The organism is Methylobacterium sp. B1 (genome assembly GCF_000333255.1).
In the GTDB taxonomy this organism is placed as follows: Bacteria; Pseudomonadota; Alphaproteobacteria; order Rhizobiales; family Beijerinckiaceae; genus Methylobacterium; species Methylobacterium fujisawaense.
The window spans coordinates 1-5,641 of sequence record NZ_BACT01001053.1 but is presented as its reverse complement, the minus strand read 5'-3'; the positions used below and the strand labels follow the sequence as shown (position 1 = coordinate 5,641).

Sequence of the window (5,641 nt, the reverse complement as noted above, 5' to 3'; positions counted from 1 at the left end):
CCCCAGGAAGGGCGGCGGATCGACGGAGAGCGGGGCGGATGACACGGATGCCACCCTACACCGGGTGGGCCGCGGAATCTTGCGCACCGCCGCAACAGCGTCGGCGAACGCGCGCCGCCGCAACGAAAAAGGGCGGGCATCGCTGCCCGCCCCGGAAATCCGCCCGAGACCCGGGCCTCAGAGCGACTTCAGGATGCTGTCGACGACCTTCTTGGCATCGCCGAACAGCATCATGGTGTTGTCCCGGAAGAACACCTCGTTCTCGACGCCCGCATAGCCGGAGCCCATGCCGCGCTTGATGAACAGCACGGTCTTGGCCTTCTCCACATCGAGGATCGGCATTCCGTAGATCGGCGAAGCCTTATCGGTCTTGGCCGCCGGATTGGTGACGTCGTTGGCGCCGATCACGAAGGCGACGTCCGCCTGCGGGAACTCGCCGTTGATGTCCTCCAGCTCGAAGACCTCATCGTAGGGCACGTTCGCCTCGGCGAGCAGCACGTTCATGTGGCCCGGCATGCGCCCCGCCACCGGGTGGATGGCGTACTTCACGTCGACGCCCTCCTTCTTGAGCATGTCGGCCATCTCGCGGAGCGAGTGCTGCGCCTGGGCGACCGCCATGCCGTAACCCGGGACGATGATGACCCGCTCGGCGTTCTTCATGATGTAGGCGGCGTCGTCGGCGGAGCCCTGCTTCACGGGGCGCGTCTCGACCTGGCCCGTGCCGGCCGCCGCGGTGTCGCCGCCGAAGCCGCCCAGGATGACCGAGATGAACGACCGGTTCATCGCATGGCACATGATGTAGGACAGGATCGCACCCGAGGAGCCCACCAGCGAGCCGGTGATGATCAGCGCGAGGTTGCCCAGGGTGAAGCCGATGCCGGCTGCCGCCCAGCCCGAGTAGGAGTTCAGCATCGACACGACCACCGGCATGTCGGCGCCGCCGATCGGGATGATGATCAGGCCGCCGAGGACCAGCGCGGCGATGACGATCAGCCAGAAGATCGCCTTGGACTCGGTGCCGATGAACAGGGCGATGAGCAGGACGAGGCCGGCGGCCAGCAGCGCGTTGATGAGGTGACGCTGGGGCAGCATGATCGGCTTGCCGGACATGCGTCCGTCGAGCTTGGCGAAGGCGATCACCGAGCCGGTGAACGTGATGGCACCGATGGCGACGCCCAGGCCCATCTCGAACAGCGACTGCTTGTGGAAGTGGCCGTTCTCGATGATGCCGAAGGCCTGCGGCGCGTAGAGCGCGCCGGCCGCCACGAAGACCGCGGCGAGACCGACCAGCGAGTGGAAGGCGGCCACAAGCTGCGGCATCGCGGTCATCGGCACGCGCTTGGCGATCACCGCGCCGGCGCCGCCGCCGATGCCGAGGCCGAGGAGCACGAGGATCCAGGCGCCGAACCCGGCCGGCGGGTGGCCGACCAGCGTGGTGAGGATCGCGAGACCCATGCCGACCATGCCGTACAGGTTGCCCTGCCGGGAGGTGGTGGGGTGCGAGAGCCCCCGCAGCGCCATGATGAACAGGACGCCGGCGACGATATAGAGAAGGGAGGAGACGTTCTCAGACACCGGCTCAGCCCTTCTTCTTGTACATGCCGAGCATGCGCTGCGTGACGAGGAAGCCCCCGAAGATGTTCACGCTGGCGAGCACGATGCCGATGAAGCCGAAGAACCGGGCCAGTCCGGTGCCCTTCTCGATCAGGGGAACGCCGACCGCCAGGATCGCGCCGACGATGATCACCGACGAGATCGCGTTGGTGACCGACATGAGCGGCGTGTGGAGCGCCGGCGTCACCCGACAGACCACGTAGTAGCCGACGAAGATCGCCAGCACGAAGATCGCGAGCCGGAATACCGTGGGATCCACGGCGCCCGCGGTCGCGGCACTGAGCCCGTGGCCCATGCCGTCGGCGATGGCCTGTGCCTGGTCGGCGGCGTTGCGGGCCACCGCGGCCGCCGCGCGCGCGGCGTCGGCCAGCACGCGGGCCTGATCGGCCGCCTGATCGGGAGGGACGATGACGGTTGCCATTCTGCTACTCCTCTCGGCCGGGCTTCACTGTGCGCCGGCCGGAGCGGCCGTGCCGGTCTCCGGCTTGGCGAGCCCCACGGACGCGGCTTCCGAGGTCGCTCCCTCGGTCTTGGGCTGGAAGGATGCGTGGACGACTGAACCGCCGCGGGTGAGGTTCGTGGCCTTCACCAGCTCGTCGTCCCAGTTGATGGCGAGCGCTTTCGAGTCCTTGTCGATCAGGGTCTCGACGAAGGCGTAGAGATTGCGCGCATAGAGGCTCGAGGCTGTCGCGGCGAGGCGCCCCGGAACGTTGACGTGGCCGACGATCTTCACACCGCGGTCGTTGGTGACGACCTCACCGGCCTTGGCGCCGGCGACGTTGCCGCCACGCTCCACCGCGAGATCCACCAGGACCGAACCCGGCTTCATCGAGGCTACCATCTCCTCGGACACCAGCTTGGGAGCCGGGCGTCCGGGGATCAGCGCCGTGGTGATGACGATGTCCTGCTTGGCGATGTGGCCCTTGACCAGCTCCGCCTGCTTCTTCTGGTATTCGGCCGACATCTCCTTGGCGTAGCCGCCCGCGGTCTCGGCCTGCTTGAACTCGTCGTCCTCGACGGCCACGAACTTGGCGCCGAGTGATTCGACCTGTTCCTTGGTGGCGGGCCGGACGTCGGTGGCCGTGACCACCGCGCCGAGGCGGCGGGCGGTCGCGATGGCCTGGAGACCGGCCACGCCGACGCCCATCACGAAGACGCGGGCGGCCGGTACCGTGCCGGCGGCGGTCATCATCATGGGCATCGCCCGCCCGTACTCGGCGGCACCGTCGACGACCGCGCGGTAGCCGGCGAGGTTCGCCTGCGAGGACAGCACGTCCATCACCTGGGCCCGGGTGATTCGGGGCATCAGCTCCATGGCGAAACCGTCGACGCCGGCCTCGGCCATCGCCTTCAGGGCCGCCTCGTTTCCGTAGGGGTCCATGATCGCGATCACGGTGGCGCCGCGCTTCAGCTGCGGCAGCTCTTCGGCGCTCGGTCGGCGGACCTTGAGCACGAGATCGGCGTCACCGGCGGCGTCGGCCGCGCTGCCAGCGATGCTGGCGCCGGCCGCCTCGTACTCGCTGTCGAGGATGCCGGCTCTTTTGCCCGCACCGGACTGCACCACGACGTCGGCACCGAGCGAAATGAACTTCTTGACGGTCTCAGGAACCGCGGCAACGCGCGGCTCCGCGGAGTCCGTCTCGGACAGCACAGCAATGCGCATGCGAGGGTTCCCCTGGAAAAGCTCGGCCTTCGAATGCGCGAACCGGCGACGCTTTTCGAGAGGCGGATCTACGATACCGCGTTGGAAGCGGCCGGAATGTAACTTGTGCTCAATTTAATTGCCAACAATGCGTCAGCGGCCCGCTCGGCGAATGCGAGCGAGCTCCTCATCCGAGGCAGCCAGCGAACCGGCCGCTCGGGCCTCGCTTCAGGCGAAGAACAGATAGAGGACGAGGAGGATGCCCACGACCAGCGGCGCACGCCAGCCGACGGCCGGCGCCAGGGCACCGACGGCTCCTGCCGCTCCGGCCACGATCACGCCGACGATGGCCAGCAGCCATGCCTCGCGGATTCCGCCGATCGCAAGGGCCAAGACCCAGCAAATCACGACGCCAGTGGCAATTTCAACGAACCGGACGAACCCGCGATAGGTCTGTTCGTGAGTCCTCGCGTCCATCGCCGGGCTGTAGGTGTGCCCGGCCACCGTGTCACTCTCGGCCATCGTGCGCTCGTTTCCCTAAGACGCGACTTCTTGCGGTCAGGGTCGGATGTAGCTCAAGCGTTTATCTGCCGCAATCGGACGCACGCAAGTTGATCGCTCTCTCGGTGGATCTTCGATCCCGATCAGACCGGTTCCGGCAATCCCGCCTCGGCGAGGGCCCGGCCCTGGCGATCCGACAATTCGTCCAGCGAGAAATGCTCGATCTCGGCCTCGAACAACCGGTGGTAGTTGAGTTCCGACCTGAGGTGGAGAAACACCGCGCCGAGGCCGACGGCGGCGCGGTCCATGAAGACGAATTCCTGCGGAACGGTCACGGGTCCGCGCTCCTTCAGCGCCTGGTGGACCTGGAAGGCCTGCCGCCGGCCATATTCTCCGGGCTTCACCCCGTCCGCGACCGTGCGGGTCCGATCCTCCAGCAGGGGGCCGTAGATGAACCGGGCCCAGATGTTCAGGATCTCGATCTTCTCCTTGTCGAGGTCCTTGAAGCCCCACACCTCGTAGGCGTGGACGATGCGGGCCTCGTCGTTCTCCAAGAGGCCGCGATACAGATCCACGACACCGCCCACGAATCGCGGATGGAAGATGCGGACGCAGCCGTAATCGAGCAGGTTGATGCCCGCGGCCTCGCCGCCTTCTGAAAAGACGGTGTAATTGCCGAGATGCGGATCGCCGTGGATCACGGCCGCGCGGCTGAACGGGTGCCACCACGCCTTGAACATCGCCTGGGCGATCCGGTTGCGCACCTCCACCGGCTCGTCGGCGAAGCCCAGGATCTTGTCTCCGTCGAGCCAGCCGAGCGTCAGGAGGCGCTTGGTGGAGAGGTCCGGAAAGACCCGGGGCACGCGCACCGCCGCGATGTCCTTCAGCACGGCCCCGTAGAGTGCCGCGTGCTTGGCTTCACGTTCGTAGTCGAGTTCCTCGCGGACCCGGGCGCCGATCTCCTTGGCGATCTCGCGGGTGTCGAGCCACGAGTTCATCCGGCGATGCAGCGCGAAGGCGACTTCCAGCTGCTTCAGGTCGGCCTCCACGGCCGATTGCATGTCCGGATACTGAAGCTTGCAGGCGAGCCGTTCACCATCCTGGGCGGTTGCGCGGTGCACTTGGCCCAACGAGGCGGCGGCTGCGGGTTTGAGGTCGAAGCTCCCGAAGCGGCTCTGCCACCCGGCTCCGAGTTCCGATTGCATCCGGCGCCGGACGAAGGCCGCGCCCATCGGCGGCGCGTCGGCCTGGAGCTTCTGCAACTCGGTGGCGTATTCGGGGGGCAGGAGGTCGGGGACGGTGGCCAGCAACTGCGCCACCTTCATGATCGGACCTTTCAGGCCGCCCAGCGCCTGCGCGAGCGCGGCCGCGTTGGTCGTGCCCTCCTTCCCGAACAGCCGTGCCATGGCCATGCGAGCGGCCACGCCGCCGACATTGGCGCCCACGCTGGCGTAGCGCCCGGCACGGGCGGAGAAGCGGTTGGCTTCGCGGTCGGTCTCGGCCATCTCTCGATCTGCTTGTCGTGTGATGGTCCGGAGATAAGCCGCGCCCCCGCGTGAACCAGGGGCGTGGGGCCCTGCGCCGCGGGGGGGCACCCCGGGGCGTCGCTGTCAGGGCTGGCCTTCCATGCCTTCCAGTTCGGCGATCATCCCTTCGATCATGCCGAGCCCGATCTGCCAGAAGCCCGGATCCTTCGCGTCGAGCCCGAACGGCGCAAGCAACGTGCCGTAGGGCTTGGAGCCGCCTGCCGCGAGCAGCGCGAAGTAGCGCTCCACGAAGCCCTCCTCCGCCTGGGCGTAGACGCCGTAGAGCGAGTTCACCAGGCAATCGCCGAACGCGTAGGCGTAGACATAGAACGGCGAATGGATGAAGTGGGGGATATAC

The 5,641-nt window shown here is 67.4% G+C and carries 5 protein-coding genes and 1 pseudogene; all 6 read right to left on the bottom strand.

Annotated features, from left to right (window positions below; translation table 11 throughout):
- Positions 1 to 177 precede the first annotated feature (177 nt).
- On the bottom strand, positions 178 to 1,575 hold the full coding sequence (locus tag I53_RS29320) for an NAD(P)(+) transhydrogenase (Re/Si-specific) subunit beta (RefSeq protein ID WP_043357739.1): 1,398 nt from the start codon (positions 1,573 to 1,575) through the stop codon (positions 178 to 180).
- Positions 1,576 to 1,579: 4 nt separating this feature from the next.
- Positions 1,580 to 2,035 (bottom strand): proton-translocating transhydrogenase family protein, encoded by a 456-nt coding sequence (locus tag I53_RS29315; RefSeq protein WP_043357738.1) that lies wholly within the window; start codon positions 2,033 to 2,035, stop codon positions 1,580 to 1,582.
- Positions 2,036 to 2,059: 24 nt separating this feature from the next.
- Positions 2,060 to 3,277 carry a Re/Si-specific NAD(P)(+) transhydrogenase subunit alpha gene (locus tag I53_RS29310; RefSeq protein WP_043357735.1) on the bottom strand — a complete coding sequence of 406 codons (1,218 nt, stop codon included), beginning with the start codon at positions 3,275 to 3,277 and terminating at the stop codon, positions 2,060 to 2,062.
- A 207-nt stretch (positions 3,278 to 3,484) separates the two neighbouring features.
- A complete protein-coding gene (locus I53_RS29305) occupies positions 3,485 to 3,778 on the bottom strand; it encodes an aa3-type cytochrome c oxidase subunit IV (protein WP_043357734.1) in 294 nt (97 codons plus the stop codon).
- Between the two features lie 122 nt (positions 3,779 to 3,900).
- Positions 3,901 to 5,262, bottom strand: coding sequence for an AarF/ABC1/UbiB kinase family protein (locus tag I53_RS29300; RefSeq protein ID WP_043357732.1), 1,362 nt, complete (start codon positions 5,260 to 5,262; stop codon positions 3,901 to 3,903).
- A gap of 105 nt (positions 5,263 to 5,367) precedes the next feature.
- A pseudogene (locus I53_RS29295) lies at positions 5,368 to 5,641 on the bottom strand (oligoendopeptidase F); the annotation flags it as partial.